Annotated in this window: 14 protein-coding genes and 1 pseudogene; 13 read left to right on the top strand and 2 right to left on the bottom strand. The window is 39.4% G+C overall.

Annotated elements, in window-relative coordinates:
• Positions 1-81: 81 nt before the first annotated feature.
• The 7 genes from HXT59_RS02155 (at position 82) to HXT59_RS02185 (ending at position 6,109) form a co-directional block, all read left to right on the top strand.
• Complete coding sequence (locus HXT59_RS02155) at positions 82-732, top strand: response regulator transcription factor (RefSeq protein WP_012914550.1); 651 nt, start codon at positions 82-84, stop codon at positions 730-732.
• Positions 733-1,274: 542 nt separating this feature from the next.
• The gene (locus HXT59_RS02160) at positions 1,275-1,922 is read left to right on the top strand and encodes a hypothetical protein (RefSeq protein WP_196768818.1); all 648 of its coding nucleotides are present in this window, start codon (positions 1,275-1,277) and stop codon (positions 1,920-1,922) included.
• A gap of 420 nt (positions 1,923-2,342) precedes the next feature.
• A complete protein-coding gene (locus tag HXT59_RS02165; RefSeq protein WP_012914548.1) occupies positions 2,343-2,735 on the top strand; it encodes a hypothetical protein in 393 nt (130 codons plus the stop codon).
• Positions 2,736-2,752: 17 nt separating this feature from the next.
• A complete protein-coding gene (locus HXT59_RS02170; RefSeq protein WP_012914547.1) occupies positions 2,753-3,655 on the top strand; it encodes an efflux RND transporter periplasmic adaptor subunit in 903 nt (300 codons plus the stop codon).
• On the top strand, positions 3,652-4,362 hold the full coding sequence (locus HXT59_RS02175; RefSeq protein ID WP_004108211.1) for an ABC transporter ATP-binding protein: 711 nt from the start codon (positions 3,652-3,654) through the stop codon (positions 4,360-4,362). Before HXT59_RS02170 ends, HXT59_RS02175 begins: the two co-directional genes overlap by 4 nt.
• Positions 4,346-5,557, top strand: coding sequence for an ABC transporter permease (locus HXT59_RS02180; RefSeq protein WP_076003112.1), 1,212 nt, complete (start codon positions 4,346-4,348; stop codon positions 5,555-5,557). Before HXT59_RS02175 ends, HXT59_RS02180 begins: the two co-directional genes overlap by 17 nt.
• 27 nt (positions 5,558-5,584) lie before the next feature.
• On the top strand, positions 5,585-6,109 hold the full coding sequence (locus HXT59_RS02185) for a hypothetical protein (RefSeq protein ID WP_012914546.1): 525 nt from the start codon (positions 5,585-5,587) through the stop codon (positions 6,107-6,109).
• 44 nt (positions 6,110-6,153) lie between these two features.
• Here HXT59_RS02185 and HXT59_RS02190 read toward each other — a convergent pair whose 3' ends face one another.
• The gene (locus HXT59_RS02190; protein WP_012914545.1) at positions 6,154-7,416 is read right to left on the bottom strand and encodes an MFS transporter; all 1,263 of its coding nucleotides are present in this window, start codon (positions 7,414-7,416) and stop codon (positions 6,154-6,156) included.
• A gap of 381 nt (positions 7,417-7,797) precedes the next feature.
• Between HXT59_RS02190 and HXT59_RS02195 the strand changes: the two are divergent.
• The 6 genes and pseudogenes from HXT59_RS02195 to HXT59_RS02220 all read left to right on the top strand — a co-directional run.
• Positions 7,798-8,853: pseudogene (locus HXT59_RS02195) on the top strand (alpha-amylase family glycosyl hydrolase); the annotation flags it as partial.
• Between the two features lie 936 nt (positions 8,854-9,789).
• Positions 9,790-11,061: an ABC transporter substrate-binding protein gene (locus HXT59_RS02200; RefSeq protein ID WP_012914543.1), complete on the top strand. Its 1,272-nt coding sequence runs from the start codon at positions 9,790-9,792 to the stop codon at positions 11,059-11,061.
• Positions 11,062-11,145: 84 nt separating this feature from the next.
• The gene (locus HXT59_RS02205; RefSeq protein WP_012914542.1) at positions 11,146-12,051 is read left to right on the top strand and encodes a carbohydrate ABC transporter permease; all 906 of its coding nucleotides are present in this window, start codon (positions 11,146-11,148) and stop codon (positions 12,049-12,051) included.
• Complete coding sequence (locus HXT59_RS02210) at positions 12,051-12,872, top strand: carbohydrate ABC transporter permease (protein ID WP_004108195.1); 822 nt, start codon at positions 12,051-12,053, stop codon at positions 12,870-12,872. Before HXT59_RS02205 ends, HXT59_RS02210 begins: the two co-directional genes overlap by 1 nt.
• Before the next feature lie 32 nt (positions 12,873-12,904).
• Positions 12,905-14,284: a glycoside hydrolase family 13 protein gene (locus HXT59_RS02215; RefSeq protein ID WP_004108193.1), complete on the top strand. Its 1,380-nt coding sequence runs from the start codon at positions 12,905-12,907 to the stop codon at positions 14,282-14,284.
• A 29-nt stretch (positions 14,285-14,313) separates the two neighbouring features.
• Complete coding sequence (locus tag HXT59_RS02220) at positions 14,314-15,375, top strand: LacI family DNA-binding transcriptional regulator (RefSeq protein WP_004108190.1); 1,062 nt, start codon at positions 14,314-14,316, stop codon at positions 15,373-15,375.
• A gap of 114 nt (positions 15,376-15,489) precedes the next feature.
• Here HXT59_RS02220 and HXT59_RS02225 read toward each other — a convergent pair whose 3' ends face one another.
• Positions 15,490-17,016 carry an aminotransferase class I/II-fold pyridoxal phosphate-dependent enzyme gene (locus HXT59_RS02225; RefSeq protein ID WP_421784000.1) on the bottom strand — a complete coding sequence of 509 codons (1,527 nt, stop codon included), beginning with the start codon at positions 17,014-17,016 and terminating at the stop codon, positions 15,490-15,492.
• Positions 17,017-17,259: the final 243 nt, after the last annotated feature.

Below are 17,259 nucleotides of genomic sequence, written 5' to 3' on the forward strand. Positions count from 1 at the left end.
TATAGTGGATTATATTTTTATGTTTTTATAGACACGGTGTTTGCTTACAATTTTAAATATTGTAGTTTTCAAAGGAGTGATATGGCAAAGCAGATTGCTGTCGGAATTATTGACGATGATTCTTTTTGTTTACGTGGTATTAAAACTTATATTGAGAAAATCGTTCCATCTTGTCATATTTGCTGGTTTTCTACTTCTTACGAGAAAGCATTATCGCTTTGTGCGGAAAAATGTCCTGACGTATTGTTGATAGACATGTATATGGCTGGAGTTTCTGGAACCAGGATATTGTATGAATTACGGCGAAGATATGAGCGTCCAATCATCATTGCTATCACTTCGTTTCCTATTAAAGATTATGCATTAACAGCATCCGTAGCAGGTGCTCAGTGCATTGTTGGCAAGAATCACCCAAAAATAATTTGTGACATGCTCGATGATATTAGTAACGGAATATTCTGTCCGCAGAAAATAAATAATATTCATTTTGATGATGCTATGGTAGCATTCCAAAGATTACAAAATAAGCCGAAAGTTGGTATTCTTGCATTAACAAATCATGAACAAGAAATTGTTAAACTATGCGTGCAAGGCATGACAAATGCACAAATAGCGAAGAAATTATTTGTCGAAATTGGCACCGTTGAGACAATTCTTCGTCGTGTATGTAAGAAGATGGGTACTCTCAACCGTGCACAACTAATTGCTGCTTGGTTACATGATGAGTACTAAGGGTGTGAGGATCAATGGCGCTTTCATTATTGCGAAGTTTACGCGAAAAGTTTGTTGGCAATAAAACATTACTGTTTTTGAGTTGTATAACCAGTGTAATGGATGCATATTGCTGTGCCAACGCTAATAACATTTCGACAATATCTAAGTTACTACATATTACACTCGTGATTATAAATTTATTAATTTGGGTATCGCCACGTTTAATGAGTATTTGCTATGTTTTGTTGCATCTATGCATCTCTATTATTCCGATGATTTACGTTCCTGTAGTAACGTTTGGATTTGTTTTTACTTTTACTTATATTGCTTATGTATATTATCTTCGGCTTACAATTCAATTACTTTTAGTTTCATATATATTACAGTGTTTTTGTTATTACTACTCCCCAACTACGTCATCTTTTAAATTATTTTTTATTTATGTTTTAATGAGTGCTTTTTGTGCTTCCTTAGGTGTGATTCTGCGTATCCAACATAAGAAAATTATTTTGCGTGAACAAGAACATCAGATTGTTCACAATCTACAATTGGCAGTGTGCATGCATGATCATATGACTAATAAAATTGCTGATCTTATCCTGAACATTGAGATAGCGCTACTTGACACATCTCTTTCTGAGGAACAACGAGCTTCTTTTGAAGAAATGAAGACTTTAGCGAATCAGGCCTTTGAAGAAGGCCATCGTATTATTGACTTACTTCATAACAATGGAATATTGCAAGATGTTCGTACTGAATTTATACAGCGCATTAACTATGTCATTAAGAAAAATGACGCGCTCAATAAAACATGTGGATTGCATGGGGAATCTGTGTGTAGAATATTCGACGATGATATTGACTCAGATATGAGTTGCGAGGTTATTCGTGAAGTTCTTGATTTAATTGATGAATTGTATCTTAATACACGCAAACATGCCACGTTGTGGTATAGAATGAGCTTTTCTGTAGAAAGGGAACAAATTGTCATTAGACAGTTCAACATGTGTTCTTCATTTAATAAGCAGGAACCTGCTACTCGTCCAGCTTCTAAAAAAGGACTTCAGCTCCATCATGATATTATCAAACAGTTTGGCGGTTCTATAAGTATTCATAGTTTTAGCAGATATTGGAAATGCACTGCTATTATTCCAACTAGAGCAAGAGTTGCTGATGGCGAATTTAACACATACCAAGAGCATGCATGAATATAGGACAATACACATTTCTGTCTCTAATTTGGTTAATTTGGTTTATTGTATTGATATTTGCCATTTGTGTGGTTGTTGTTTCACCATTTGTGAACAAGAATAATAGAATGAAACAGAGAGATAAAGCTGTTTTTGACATAGTAACTATCCTCTTTTTAAAATAAATAAAGGTTGTTAACGTGTACACTTTTTGTTCTAACACATATTTTTTACTGAAAAGTAATACTTTCAATTATATCTTGTGACCATCTTATCGCTACATAGCTTTACCTTTAAAATATTTGTCTTGGTTTTCATATACAAGGTCTTGGAGTGCAGTTTCTCCTTAAGGTAAACTTAATTGAAAGTGAGTTGTTATTAATAAAGAAAGTTTTTTGGTAATGATTCATAAAATAAATAGTTAACAAGGAGGTTATTATGAAATCTTTCAAAAAAGTAGTGATTGCGTCTATGTCGGGTGTATTGCTTGTTTTTGGGGCGGCTAATATTGCTCATGCTGATACAGCTTATGTGTCAGGCCAACTTAACACATCTGGCACTCTTGTAAAATACAATTATGTAAGGACTCATCAGTTTACTGGACCAATTAGTTTACATGTTACAGATATGCCCTCTGGGGTTCTTCGTTTAGGTTTGCGTAATATGAAAAAACCTGGTGGTCCACAATTCACTGATTCATTACAGTGGAATCGAACAGGCACTAAAGCATGGGATAATATTTTGGTAGGAACTAAATTTGCATTCCAAGGTAGAATGCTAGCTTCTGGAATTTTTCTTGATAACACTTGGGGTGGAGATTTAACATACTAAATCAGGAACTTTGTGTTATGCGTAAGTTTACGAAAGTATTCTTGTTAGCTGCTCTGCCAGCGTGTTTGCTTACTGCATGCGCTGGTAGAGCAGTTGATGATAGTCAACAGCAGGCATCGCATGATTCAGTTCCACTTATTTCAGTCAAAAAACAGCCTTTAACACAAGTTGTGTCGGGTAAAGCAACAATAGAACAATCGTCTACCTTTGTTATCACTGCTGTAAGTAGAGGGAATTTTTCTCCATCGGTAAAAGCAGGAAGTGCTGTAAAAGCTGGAAGTATTTTAGGCTACAATGCTGATAACAAAGTTATTGCTCCAGTAGACGCTAAAGTTGTGTCAGTGGCTGAATCATCTGCGGACGTGCCTAAATCTTTCCCGCTATTTACTCTTAAATATGAAGGTTTTTCAATAAGCCTTAACGCAAAAGCTTTACTTCGTTCTGCGGATATTGCAGATATTAAAGGTCGCTTCCAAGTTGAAGATGGTGTTGGGCCAACCAATTGTTTGCAAATAGTACAAAGCGGTGGAACTTCTACAGATGTTGCAGCTTCGGGTAGTAGCAAGAATGATAATGCTGATTCAACTCAAACAGATGAGTCGAGTGCGCAAAGTACGCCTAGTGTATCGTCAAAAGTTTTAACGTGTTTAATAGATAAAAGCACAGAAGTAGAATCAGGCCAAAATGCGACGCTTGTTTTTAATGGCAAGCATAAACAATCGGTTCTAACTCTGCCTGTTAGTGCAGTTGCTGGAAGAGTCCAAAAAGGATTAGTCTCATACAAGAAAGGCGATAATTGGGAGCGTAAAGAAGTTGGTCTTGGAATCAGTGACGGCGCTAATATTGAAATTACGTCTGGTTTGCATGAGGGTGATGTTGTAGCAGGTGTTTCTCCTGATCTCATTCCAGGAGTGCAATGATTATGGAGAACAATCCTGTTCCACTGGTTGAACTACAAGACGTGTCAGCGCGTGTAAAACTAGGCAATGGCGAATGGCTTACCACTGTCAACTCTGCTTCTATGTTACTTAATCAAGGTGAAACATACGCGGTAGTTGGCAGGTCTGGCTCCGGCAAAACAAGTCTTATTTCTATTATTGGATTTTTGAATAAAAATTTTACTGGAAAATACTATTATTCTGGCAAATCAATCCAAAAGTGTAGTGATGCTACAGTATCGCATATGCGCGCTCGAAATATTGGTTTTGTTTTTCAAAACTATTCGCTTATTAAGCATTTAAGCATTAGAGAAAATGTTGAGTTGCCGCTTTTATACGCAGGACTACAACAAAGCAAGCAGACAAGAAGAAAAACGATAGAAGAAGCATTATGTGCTGTTGGATTGCAAGATAAACTAAATGAATACCCTGGAAGGCTATCAGGCGGTGAACAACAGAGAGTTGCGATAGCGCGTGCTCTCGTTACTAATCCCGAATTACTTATTTGCGATGAGCCAACTGGTGCGCTCGATAGTAGTACGGGAGAAAAAGTGCTTCAAGTGTTGCATGATCGTGTTCAAGAATCTGGAACAACATTACTATTAGTCACTCATGATATGAAAGTGGCTCGTTCTTGCTCTCACATTTTTACTATGGAAAGCGGTGTTCTTTATGATTATGCTGCTTAAAGATTTGCGCCTGTCTCCTATGAGATCCTTCCTCACAGGTTTTTCAATATTTATTGGCATCGTTACCGTTATTGCGTCAGTGCTTATCGGCACGGTTGGTAAGGACTATCTTATTGCAACTAACGAACAGCTAAACGGTCGTAGGCCAACATACGAGATTACTTTTTCAGCACAAAATTTTGACGAATATTCAGTATTTAACAAATTTTTAAATCGCATTGAATCCGCAAACCGTAACGCTAACGTTATGCTACAACCAAACACTGGGCTACTGTTTAGCGCTTCTATGCCAGCTTTGAAGAGCGTAAAAATAAGCAAAGAATATAAAACCAGCGATCTTCAATATGTCGACGCTGTTTACACTACGGCAGGATACAACAAAGTTTATAACTTACCTATTGTAAGTGGAAGATGGTTTAGTAATAGCGCTAAAAGCAACGCATTAGAAATGGTAGTAAACCAATCTGCTAGCAAAAGATACAAGATTGGTGAAGTAGCATTTATTACTTCTCGCAAAACAACACAAATGAGTCCTATAAGGATTGTTGGAGTTGTGAACGATGGCGTAGACTCAGCAAAAGTATACGTGAATATTCTAGGATTATTACGTTACGCTCCAACTCTTTGGGAATATTCTGGAAAAGAAGCTCAAGGCTCAATCTACTGGTTGAATAAAGAAAATCGTTCTCAAAAATCAATTAAATCTTATGTTTCAGATGCTCTTTATGACTGTTGTGGTGGGCAAGTAAACGAAATTAGAAGACATGATAATAGTGATAATTACGAGAATGTGATAACAGTATTGCAATTAAGTTTTGCTATCGTAGCAGCATTATTGCTTTTTGTTTCCGCGTTAGGTTTAATCAATATTGGTTTAGCATCGTTGGAGCAGCGCACGCATGAACTGCTTATACGCAGAGCTTTGGGTGCTACTAGATGGTCGATTGCTTCACTTGTGTTAGGCAGTGCGATTATTTTAGCGTTGATAGTTTCTATTGTTGCCGTCGCTGTTTCTTTTGGTCTTATGTCTATTGCATCAAGTTTTTGGGATGCATCAAGCCCAGTTAGTCCGCCAGTTTACCCATATGAAGCCGCTATTGGAGCTGTTATTGCGGCTTTTATCACAGCACTTGCTGGAAGTGTGGTGCCGGCAATAAAAGCATCGCGCCTACAACCAGCATTAGCATTGCGATAATTTTCAAAAAATAAGAAAGAAGGAATAATGAATAATCATACTATTAGTAAAACAACTCTTATTATTGGTGTGCTTAGTGCGCTTCTTATGTTTAATGCGTGTGGAGGAGTAGGCAACAATAATGCGAGTGGTATGGGTGGCGCGCGCTCGCAAAATAGTTCGCCTAGAGAGATTGTTGATTTTGCTCATATAGAGAAGGAATATCAGGAATCTGTGGCAAAGCTTAGTTGGCCTGAAAAATATAAAGCTCCTGCAAACTTGGTTGGAGAAGAAAAAGACGCTCAGTTCCAGAGTGGATATGGCGATACGCAAGCATCTAATTATTATCAGTGTGCTTGGGAGCGGCAATGGCTAGACACGTATGCTAGTGATGAACAAGCGGCAAGTAAAGCTTTGCATGAGCTTGAAAAAGTGCCTAGCATGCCGTTTATGGGTCCAGATCGTTGTGATGATGCAACGCGAAACTTTTTCAAAGAGCACATGCGTAAAGCAAAACTTGGAGATCCATCAGGATTCCAACAGGATGTGCAAACTAATTGCCCTGTGATGTAATTGCATTTGTATAGCTTTATTGTGCTTTCGCGCTAAATAGCTTGTTATATGCTTCTTTTTACCCATGTTGATGGTGTCCAATAATCTTTGGTAAGCATTGATGGGTATGTTTGTTTACGAGCTTGAATAATCCATAAGGCTATACCTGTTGAAACAAGTATTACACCAGCTGCAATCATTATGAATAATGATGAATTTAGATTTCCCCATGCTAGTACGCTTGCATATCCCACGATAATTCCGCATTGCTCCATAATGGAAGTAAAAGTAGTAGTCGCGCCGAGAATGCGTGTTGGTATGCCGTCGAGAAGAGCTGTTTGCCCATAGACGATAGTTGCGTCAAAAATAATACCTGCAATGAAAGCAGAGCAAAGAAAAAGAGCAATCCAATTATTAAGTGCGAAAATAAGTAAAGGAATAGAAAGGAATCCAGGTAATAAAATAGAGTATAAAATCTCATAATGTAGCACAATGTATTTGCATAATACTGAACCTACAATCATGCCAATGTTAAATATGCTGACTATTGAACCCCACGTGGATGCCGAATGAAAAAGTGTAAGACAATGGTGTGCTCCCATTAGTCTGAATGCAGCAAGCCATGAGCCTGATTGTAATGCTGATACTACTCCTAAGACTATTAACCATGGTGTAGATTTCATATAGTGTAGAGAAGCTGCAAAACCAGCAGTTTTATTGCTTCCTGTCTTCGTATTGTTTGCGCTATTTTGTGCTTGCTGGCTTAGATTAACTAACAGTAGAGGTAGCGCCGCTAATATCATCACAATAGCAATGCTCGTAAAGAAAATGAGCGGATTGCATATATCAACAAATATGCCAGTAATCGCAGGTGCAGCAAGCCTGCTGAGATTAATCCACATGCGCATGCTTGCTAAAAATTTGGTTTTTTCGCCAGTCGGTACGCTATACGCCATCAATACTTTTTGATTAGGTGAAGAAAATGCGGTAAAGAACCCGAATATTATGCCGAGTAGTGTAACCGTAATAGCAATAAGATTATGCTGTGCTACTAAAGCGAAACCGTATCCAGTACACAACAAGGCAAAACAAAACGTTAGTGCTATAAACAATCTAGTTGGTGGATATTTATCTGCGATAATACCGCCAAGCGGTGCTGCTATGCAGGTCATAAGCGCTACCGATACCGCGTTAAGCGCTGCGTGAGATAAGTCAACATGTATTAAAAGATATAGGCTTACGCCAAATCTACAGCTTGTTAAAAGAAAAGCATTAAGTGATAAAACGGCAATAATAAGAGTTGTGTGAATCCGTGCCGCAGCGTTCATTTCTTTCTCTTTTTTTCTTTCATGTTATGAATGTCTTTCATATTCTGAATGATATATGCCTATTGATATACACCTTTTTCTGGACTGCGAGTGAAATTAGTGTTTTATTGCTGTTTATAGGCAGGGGCTGCGGCTACTGGCGATAGTAGGAGAGGAAGTTAGAGAGTTTGCCCATTGCGTCACGAAGTGTTTGCAAGCGTAGTAAGTAGATAACATGTAATTATTTTAAGGGATTGACGTTTGTTTAACAATGTAGTAAATTGATTTACAAGAGTTTAGCATTACGGTTCAAAGGAGACTGAAATGAACTCTCGAGCGATGAAGTTTAGCGCATTTATGCGTAGGATTTTATTTTTTATAGTTTCATTTTTTATTAGTGTAATGTTACTTTTTAATTCATCTACTTCTGCTTTTGCGAACACTGCTCATAGTGTGCGACCATTGGAAGAAGGTGATGTTATTTATCAAGTCTTAGTTGATAGATTTGCGGATGGTGATTCATCCAACAATGATTTTGGTCATGGTGAATATAACCCTAATGATTTAGGTTTTTATCATGGTGGCGACTGGAAAGGTCTAACTAATCATTTGGACTATATAGCAGGGTTGGGTGTTACTGCAATTTGGATTTCTCCTGTGTCTGAACAAGAACCGTTGTCAAAAGACGGTAAAGAAGCAAGCTATCATGGTTATTTCACTAAAGATTTTGCAACACCAAATAAACATTTTGGTAGTAGAGCTGATTTGCAAAGGCTTATTAATGAAGCTCATAATCGTGGATTAAAGATGATTCTCGATGTTGTGCCAAATCACACGTCAGACTATCTTGATGCTTATGCTCGTAAATATAATGGGGCATATCATCCAGAAGGGTTTTTGAATAATCCAGCATTTTATCATCATTTTGGTGATTGTAAATTCGATAATACTGAATCGCAGTCTGATATAGAGCAATGTGATCTTGGTGGTTTAGATGATCTTGATCAGTCTAATCCGCAAGTCTCTAAATATCTTATTAAGACATATAAAGATTGGATTGATATGGGCTTTGATGGAATGAGAGTAGATGCTGCTCGTTCTATCCCGAAACCTTGGTTAAAGAAATTTGAGAAAGAAGTTGGGGTTCCATCATTTGGAGAAATATTTGTTGGTGATGTTGATTATGTTGCTGATTACCAAAACTACGAATGGGGTGCATTAGATTTTCCTTATTTCTTCACTGTGCGTAGAACTTTTTCAGCAGACACGGATATGCGTGACTTAGGGAAGCTATTTTCGCAGGATACGAAATATAGGAATCCAAACCAATTAGAGACATTTATTGATAATCATGACAGAGCAAGGTTTTTGACTTGGGCAAATGATGATTATCAACGTTTACGTTCTGCCTTGTCGTTTATGATGACTACCCGTGGTTTGCCAATTATTTATTATGGCACTGAACAGGCTGATGACGGTAATGGCAATGGTTCAGAAGTCCCTATTGCAAATAAGGATAATCGTAAAGATATGAAATCGTTTAACACTAAATCTCCGTTATACCAGCATATTAAACGATTAACAGAGATTCGTCGTAAGCACACTTCATTGAGGACAGGTCGTCAACTTGAGATGTGGTCTGCCAAAGATGTGTATGCTTTCTCTCGTATGGCCAAGGATAATAGCGATGAGGTTATTACAGTTGCTCATAATACTTGGGGTGAAAAGATGGTTACTATACCTCTTAGAGCAGAAAGTCATATCTCTGTAGGAACTGTTTTGACAGATATGATGAATACGAATCGTAAGGCAACTGTTGTGCCAGGAGGAGTAACCGGTAAACAGATTAAGGTGCTATTATCTTCGCATGATGTCGCTATTTTTGCCGCAGAGACGTCTACTTCTGAGTATCACCCAGTTCGTCGGAATCTTACGAAGATTATGGTTCATGCGAATGTTCCTTTAGGTCATTCGCTAACTGTAAGAGGAGATACTTATCCACTTTCTTGGAATTATGGTCGTGCATGTCATTATTTGGGTAACGACATATGGGAATTTGAAATGGAAAGAATACCTAAAGGTAAAAAGTTCCAATTTAAGGCATTGCTTGATGACAAACAATGGGTGTCTAAAGATAATGTCTTCGGAGTTGGAGGGGAGGAGGTAGAAACAAGCGTGCATTTTTGATTTGGTGTCTGTGTGAACATGACATGTAGATTTATATGAGCCAGTGTTTGTGGCAATTAAAAAACTGTTTGCTTGTTATGTAGTCATACAACAAAGAATACAAAAATTATTAGTTTGTTTTCTGATGCTTTAGAGAATAGTTCGTCATCCATTTTCTAAATGCAAAATGAGTGCAAGTTAACATATGAATATAAAAAGAAGGTTACAATGAAGAAACTTACAAAAATATGTGCACTGATTGGTGCTGCTGCAATGATTATTAGCGTAAGTGCGTGCGGTAGTACAAAATCGTCCGACGCTAATGGTGCAACATCGCTTACCATTTGGCATTATTGGGATGGTGCTAATGCTGATACCTTTGATGCAATGGTGAAGGATTTTAATGCTTCGCATAAAAATATTAAGATTAAGACTGCGAGCGTCCCGAATTCTGATTTTATGACGAAGCTTCGTGCATCGGCTTCGTCGAAGAGTTTGCCAGATATTTCTATAAGTGATTTGGTATGGGTGCCACAGATTGCAAAAATGGGCAATTTGACTGATCTTTCTAAGGTTATCAGCTCGAAAACGCTCGATGATGTTACTCCTGCATTGATTGACTATGGTCATATTGACGGCAAACAAGTTTCTGTGCCAGTGACTGCCAATAATCTTGCGTACATGTACAACAAGGATGTTTATAAAGAAGCTGGGTTAGATCCTAACAAGCCACCGCAAACATGGGATGAGTTGAAGAAAGTTGCCAAGACAATCAAGGAAAAGACGGGCAAGCCAGGGTATGATTTGCTTACTCAAGCAGGAGATAACGGCGAAGGTTTAACTTGGAACTTCCAGGTCAACTTGTGGCAAGCTGGTGGCGAATTCTTGACGAAGGATAATTCTAAGGCTGCATTCAATACGCCAGAAGGCAAGAAGGCTATGAACTTCTGGATGGATCTTATCAAGAGCGGCGTGAGCCCATATGCTAAGTGGGGCGAATTTGAAAAGGGCAAGGGTGGTTCTGCTCAGGAAGGTAGCTGGATGGTTGGCATCTGGGCGCCAGATCCACCATTTGATTTCGGTGTAGCAAAAGCCCCTCATCCAAAGGATGGTAAGGAGGCAACCAATCTCGGTGGTGAACAAGCAATCGTCTTCCACAATTCTGACGCTCGTGCCAAGGCTGCTGGCGAGTTCTTGAATTGGTTCTTGCAGCCAGAACAGGTGATCAAGTGGTCGCAAAAGACTGGCATGCTTCCTGTAACGAAGAGTGTTGCAAAGTCTGATAAGTATTTGGATTGGGTTAAGAAGGAACAGCCTCGTTTAATTCCGTTTGTGGAACAAATGGAGATTGCTCATACACGTCCAAATACGCCATTGTATCCAAAGATTTCCTTCGAATTTGCAAAGGCTGTGGAGAAGGCTTTCGCTGGAGAGCAGAGTGTTGACGAAGCGCTTGCGAATGCTGAAAAGGCAGTAAACGACGTGATTGCCAAAGGCTGATTGCATAAATACTGTGCCGATAGCTGGGTCGAATGAAATAAAGTTGGCTCAGCTATCGGAGTTCTTTGCATCAAGGAGTATGTAATGAAAAAACGTCATTTTCTCAAGTCTGCGCACAGGCACTACCAGAAAGATCAGGTAATTTGTGCTGCGGTATTCTTGTTGCCAGCAGTGCTTATTATTGGTGGTTTCGTGCTGTACCCTGTGTTGTCTGCTGTATATATTTCACTAACATCGTGGGATGGATTCTCTCCAGAAAAGAAATTTATTGGCTTGGAAAACTATGCTCGTCTTTTCCAAGATCCTGAGTTTTTCAACAGCTTAATGGTAACAATTATTTATGCTGCTGGTGTATGTGTATTAAGTGTGCTGACTGGATTGTTGCTCGCGCTTTTGCTTGATGCACCTATACGAGGTAGGAGTATTTATCGTAGTATTTACTTCCTTCCAGTGGTTACATCTTCTGTGGCTGCAGCCATTGTGTGGAAATATATGCTCGATCCTTCTGGATTCGTGAACAGTGTGTTGATGAAATTCAATATACACGGACCAGATTGGTTACAAAATCGCTGGCTTGCGCTTATTGCATTAATTCTTTTGACCGTGTGGAAAAATATTGGTTTTAACGCTATTTTGTATTTAACTGCGTTACAAGCATTGCCAAAAAGTGTGTATGAAGCGGCTGCATTAGATGGAGCTACTGGGTGGCAAAAATTATGGAAGATTACTTTCCCATTGCTGTCTCCAATGACGTTTTTTGTAGTAGTTCAGGCATTGGTGACGAGCTTCCAATCCTTCGACCTTGCATACATGCTCACGGGTGGTGGGCCTCGCGGAGGCACGGAAGTGCTTGGCATGATGATGTATCGGGATGCGTTCAAGCTTGGTGATTTTGGCTATGGAACAGCAATAGCGTTTATTACACTTGCGCTAGTGCTAGGCGTGACGATGGTTCAATGGAAAGTTTCTGGAGCACAAGGAGAAGAATAATGAAATCATCATTATGGTCGCGTTTGGCGCGTCATGCGATTCTGATTTTAGGTTCAGCAACAGTAATCATTCCATTTTTGTGGATGTTCACTACTTCTTTGCAAATGCGTGCTGAAACATACACGAATACTTCAATTTTTCCCACATCATGGCATTGGGAAAACTATATTCACGCTTGGCAAGCTGCGCCGTTTGCACAATATTACTGGAATACGCTATTGATGACAGTAGGAATTGTTGTAGGACATTTAATATTTGATGCCTTTGCTGCCTACGCTTTTGCGCGCTTAGAATTTCCTTTGAAGAAAACAATATTCATTCTGCTGCTTTCTGCATTGATGATTCCTAATTTTGTGATTGTTATTCCGTCCTATGAGATAGTCGCTAATTTGGGGTGGGTTGATACGCTGTATGCTTTGGTTGTTCCTAGACTTGCAGATGTGTTTGGCATTATTTTACTTCGCCAATATTTTGCAACAATTCCTCGAGAGCTTGATGAGGCAGCGCGCATTGACGGTTGTGGCAGGTTTGGAATATTCTTCAAACTGATTGTTCCATTGTCATATCCAGCGTTTGCGACGCTTGGTATTTTCAGTTTTCTCTTTGCGTGGAATGATTTCCTTTGGCCGTTATTAGTTACGAATACGGATGAAACTCGTACAATCCAGATTGGTTTAGCATCCTTCGTAGGGCGTTATGGAACCTCTTGGAATTATTTAATGGCAGGAACTTTGACTGCAACAATACCAAGTATCATTGTGTTCCTTTTCTTCCAACGTGCGCTCGTTAGAGGAATTGCAAATACGGGTATGAAAGATTAGAAATTGTAGAAATATTAAGGATGGGGTTTATTATGTCTATACCACAGTGGTTGCCTGATGCAAGATTTTATCAGATTTTTCCTGATCGTTTCCATCGTTGTGAAGGCTACGGTATGCTAACTGAAGGTCATGTGCCGCTTGATCCATGGGATGCTGAGCCTACGCGTGAGAATTTCTTAGGTGGTAATATTGCTGGAATTACAGAAAAACTTGATTATATTCATGATTTAGGTTGCAATGCGCTCTATTTGAATCCAATTTTTTCTGCTGCAACAAATCATCGTTATGATGCAAACGATTATTTTAAAATCGATCCACTTTTAGGAACTCTTGAAGATTTCCATACATTAGTAGATGAAGCGCATAAGCGGAATATACGTATAGTACTAGATGCAGTTTTAAATCATTGTGGTAAAACTCATTGGATGTTTCAAGATGTTGTTAAAAATGAAGAGAATTCAGAATATGTGAATTATTTTTCAGTGAAAAACTTCCCAGTTAAGTCATTGCCTGTGCCTAATTATAAAACCTGTTCTGGTTGTGAATATCTACCGAAGTGGAATGTGTTTAATCCAAAGGTGCGTGAGCATCATTTTAATGTTGCAAGATATTGGATCGATCAAGGTATCGATGGTTATCGTCTTGATGTTCCATATTTTATTTATCCAGAATTTTGGCAGGACTTTAGGCAAGTTGTTAAAGCAAAAAATTCGGAATTATGTTTGATAGCTGAAGAGTGGAGAGACCCTGCTCAATGGTTGCAAGGAGACACTACTGATAGCACAATGAATTATACTCTGCGTGATTTAGTTTTAGGTTTTACCGCGACAAAGCGATTCAATGCATACGATTTTGTTAACGGTATTAACCGTTTGCAGGAGCGCATACCGTATGGATATCACCATGGAATGATGAATTTGTTGGGTAGTCACGATACTGAGCGTGTTTTAACTGCGCATCAAAATAATACTGAGGATTGCATAACCGCGTACTATTGCATGTTTGCCTGCGAAGGTGCTCCAATGATTTATTACGGTGATGAGCTTGGTATGGTTGGCGATAATGATCCAGGGTGCCGTTCTGGTATGCAGTGGGATAGTCTTGATGCAAATGCTGAAATATTCCGTACAATTGTTCAATTAAATGCATTGCGGCGTGATCATATTGCGTTGCGAAGAGGCACGCAAAGTTGTTACGCTGTTGACGAAGATACTGTCATTATTTCTCGAGAGCATAAGGAAGAATCTCTTTTGATGATTATTTCACGTAATAATTTGGTAGAATATAATTCATCGAAGCTACCTCAACAATTGCAAAATCATAATTGGCGAATTATAAATGGTGTAACTGTTGGAAATAGTTGGCGCCCCAATAAAGATAATTCTATGATTGTATTGCAAGCTCAACAGTAAAAATAATGTAGAAGTAAGAAGTGTGAGACATGGGAAAGAAAATTACAATGCAGGATATTGCTGATGCAGCGCGTGTCTCTAAATCTGCTGTCTCCTTTGCGTATAATACTCCTGATCGCTTATCATCAGAAACTGTAGAACACATATTTTCAGTTGCAAAGGAACTAGGATATGTGCGTAATCCTGTTGCTTATATGCTGCGAACTCAAAAGACAAATAGTTTGGGATTGTTACTACCACAGCAATTAGGGCGAGTGCTAGAAAATCCATACTATTCGGAATTTATTCAAGGTATTGGGCAAATCTGTGAGCGAGAGGGACTGACGCTTCTTTTAGTGCCTCCACTTCGTAATTCTATGTTAAAAGCAATTCCTTATGCTGCAGTTGACGGTTTTATAGTAACTGGTTTAGAAGAAGATCGTGGTGAAGTTGAAGCTCTTATGCAGCAAGGAAAGCCATTTGTTATTGTTGACAGTGAGGTGCATAGTCAGGCTCCAAGTATCAATATTGATGAGACGCGCGCTATGAAGGAATTAACTGAGCATCTTATTTCATTGGGCCATCGCAATTTTGTGGTGATTTCTCCAGAATCAGGCAATGATGATGGGTATCTTTCTTGGCATGGAACAATTCGTCGCCGTATTGATGGTGTGATTTCTGCTTTAGAAGAGAATGGAATAGCCCCACTGGTCGATAAGAAAAATGTTATTGAAGTGCCATGCACTCGTGCTGGAGGAAAAGAAGCTTTTGCACAAATAACTAAACAAAATAATTCTGCATTCCCAACTGCGTTCATCTGCTTTAGTGATGTTATTGCGTTTGGAGTAATGGATGCTGCTAGACAGTTTGGTTTGCAAATCCCACGTGATATTTCTGTTACAGGTTTTGATGATCTAGATGAGTCTGCATGTAGTAATCCACCGTTGACAACAGTTAAACAGCCTGTTACAACTAAAGGACGTTTAGCTGCTGAATATATAGTAGAGACTTTGAATGCTGGGTATGAACGAGCATCATCCCGTCACGTATGTCTACCTATTACTGTGCTGCTGCGTGAGTCAATTGGCCCAGCAGCATCTATAAGAGAATAGGCTGCGTAGTAAATACTTTGATTCCTTCCTCCTATGAAAAATATAGTGCCACGTTAAGTTTTTTTAGCGTGGCACTATATGCATAATTTTTTTGTTTATATAAAATTATTTTTTCTACTGGCGATAGTAGGAGAGGAAGTTAGAGAGTTTGCTCATTGCGTCGCGAAGCGTTTGCAAGCGCGGCAAGTAGACTACGCGGAAGTAGCCTGGAGTCTGCCAATTAAAGCCTTTGCCGTGCACAATCAGCAACTTCTGATCGCGTAGCAAATCAAGAGCAAACTGTTCATCGTCGTGAATGTTGTATCGACTTGGATCGAGCTTTACAAACATGTAGAAAGCAGCGTCTGGCCGCTCAACGCTTACGCCATCCATCTCTTGAAGCGCGTTATAGCAATACTCGCGCTGCTCATACACGCGTCCGCCTGGCTCCAAATACTTTTCAACGCTCTGGTATCCGCCCAAAGCAGTCTGAATAATCGACTGCGCAGGAACGTTCGAGCACAAGCGCATATTAGACAGCATATTAAGACCCATAATGTAGTCGCGAGCCTTGGATTTATCTCCCGAAAGACTCATCCAACCAATACGGAAGCCAGCAATCATATGCGACTTAGAAAGTCCGCTGAAAGTTACGCAGAATATGTCTGGAGCAAGAGAAGCAATCGAAATATGCTTCTTGCCATCCATAACAAGACGGTCGTAAATCTCGTCTGCAAAAATAATCAAATTAAACTCGCGCGCAATCTTAACAATCTCTTCCAAAACTTCGCGACTATACAGCACACCCGTAGGATTATTTGGGTTAATAATCACGATTGCTTTAGTGCGAGACGTGATTTTAGAGCGAATATCGGCAATATCTGGGTACCAATGCGACTTTTCGTCACACATGTAGTGCACAGGAGTACCGCCGGCCAGGCTCGCGCACGCAGTCCACAGAGGATAGTCCGGGCTTGGGATAAGAATCTCGTCGCCGCAATCAAGCAGCGCTTGCATAGAAAGATTAATCAGCTCGGAAACTCCGTTTCCAGTGTAAATATCTTCCATTTGCACGCCTGGAATGCCCTTAAGCTGATTGTATTGCATAATCGCCTTGCGAGCGGAGAAAAGCCCACGACTATCCGAGTAGCCTTCGCAGTCAATAAGCTGCTGTTGCATGTCGTAAATCACTTCGTCTGGAGCGCGGAATCCAAAAGGCGCAGGATTTCCAATGTTGAGCTTTAGAATATGCGTTCCGTTCGCTTCCATGCGGTTTGCTTCTTCAACAACTGGGCCGCGAACGTCATAAAGCACGTGCTCGAGTTTGGTTGATTTGTTGAAGGTTCTATGTTTGAGTGTTTGGGAAAGTTCAGCTTCCGTAAGCTGTGGCTGATTTAATTGTGGTTCTTCTGCAGACTGGCAGTTCTGCTCGATTTTTGCACAAGAATGACCGCCTTTGATTCCGTCGCCGCTGATTCCAAGAATTTCAGCTAGCATGTTACGTACGTCTTTGCGAGGCTCGGTTTTGCCGCTTAAATACTGGCTTAACTGGCTTTTGCCAAGCTTATGACCGTTTTTTGCTGCAAGCTCGATTACGTCAATCTGCTTGTACCCCTTACGCTTCATAGCTTTTTTAAGCTCATCAGCAAAATTCTGTGCCATAATCTGTCTTTCTTGTAAAATCGGCATTTATAAATTGAACAAGTTTATAGCAAAGTTCAAAATATAAGTATTAAATTGAACTATTTATATTTTTAGTGATGATTTTACGCGCAAATTTGTATTTTGCAAAGTAAAAATTGAATTTATTTTGAATTTATTTTGAACTTTTGCGAATATGTTTGGTGACTTAAATTTAGGAATGCTGCATTATTTCGCGCTATTGCACGCAACTCGTAGAATCTG

This window comes from Gardnerella sp. KA01001 (genome assembly GCF_049244025.1).
Taxonomy (GTDB): domain Bacteria; phylum Actinomycetota; class Actinomycetes; order Actinomycetales; family Bifidobacteriaceae; genus Bifidobacterium; species Bifidobacterium swidsinskii.

Coding starts and splice junctions, on each gene's coding strand:
- HXT59_RS02155 (WP_012914550.1), top strand. CDS start 82: ATGGCAAAGCAGATTGCTGTCGGAATTATTGACGATGATTCTTTTTGT.
- HXT59_RS02160 (WP_196768818.1), top strand. CDS start 1,275: ATGCATGATCATATGACTAATAAAATTGCTGATCTTATCCTGAACATT.
- HXT59_RS02165 (WP_012914548.1), top strand. CDS start 2,343: ATGAAATCTTTCAAAAAAGTAGTGATTGCGTCTATGTCGGGTGTATTG.
- HXT59_RS02170 (WP_012914547.1), top strand. CDS start 2,753: ATGCGTAAGTTTACGAAAGTATTCTTGTTAGCTGCTCTGCCAGCGTGT.
- HXT59_RS02175 (WP_004108211.1), top strand. CDS start 3,652: ATGATTATGGAGAACAATCCTGTTCCACTGGTTGAACTACAAGACGTG.
- HXT59_RS02180 (WP_076003112.1), top strand. CDS start 4,346: ATGATTATGCTGCTTAAAGATTTGCGCCTGTCTCCTATGAGATCCTTC.
- HXT59_RS02185 (WP_012914546.1), top strand. CDS start 5,585: ATGAATAATCATACTATTAGTAAAACAACTCTTATTATTGGTGTGCTT.
- HXT59_RS02190 (WP_012914545.1), bottom strand. CDS start 7,416: ATGAACGCTGCGGCACGGATTCACACAACTCTTATTATTGCCGTTTTA.
- HXT59_RS02200 (WP_012914543.1), top strand. CDS start 9,790: ATGAAGAAACTTACAAAAATATGTGCACTGATTGGTGCTGCTGCAATG.
- HXT59_RS02205 (WP_012914542.1), top strand. CDS start 11,146: ATGAAAAAACGTCATTTTCTCAAGTCTGCGCACAGGCACTACCAGAAA.
- HXT59_RS02210 (WP_004108195.1), top strand. CDS start 12,051: ATGAAATCATCATTATGGTCGCGTTTGGCGCGTCATGCGATTCTGATT.
- HXT59_RS02215 (WP_004108193.1), top strand. CDS start 12,905: ATGTCTATACCACAGTGGTTGCCTGATGCAAGATTTTATCAGATTTTT.
- HXT59_RS02220 (WP_004108190.1), top strand. CDS start 14,314: ATGGGAAAGAAAATTACAATGCAGGATATTGCTGATGCAGCGCGTGTC.
- HXT59_RS02225 (WP_421784000.1), bottom strand. CDS start 17,016: ATGGCACAGAATTTTGCTGATGAGCTTAAAAAAGCTATGAAGCGTAAG.